General features: G+C 43.5%; 1 pseudogene. It reads left to right on the top strand.

Going from position 1 to position 269, the window contains the following annotated elements:
- Positions 1-269: pseudogene (locus QOS01_RS10535) on the top strand (FAD-dependent oxidoreductase); the annotation flags it as partial.

The raw sequence follows: 269 nt of genomic DNA, 5'->3' as shown, positions 1-269 counted from the left end.
GACATGGTATACGAAGAATTCTCTGAATTTAAGGCTTCCAAGAAGGAACTTGAAGGGGCCCAAAAAGAAGGCGTTACAATCGTTGATGGCTACGTTCCAACCGATGTACGTCAAAACAAGGTTACCTTTAAGCACCGTAAGATTGATAGTGAAATGACGATTACTGCTGATAAGATCATCTTAGCTATTGGCCAAAAGGTTGACGCAGATGGCTTAGACATTGACATTCAGCACAACGAGATTCCATTCCGGGAAGCACGCTTCCACAC

It is taken from the genome of Limosilactobacillus avium (assembly GCF_947381485.1).
Lineage (GTDB): Bacteria > Bacillota > Bacilli > Lactobacillales > Lactobacillaceae > Limosilactobacillus > Limosilactobacillus avium.
This window is presented reverse-complemented; position numbering and strand designations above follow the sequence as displayed.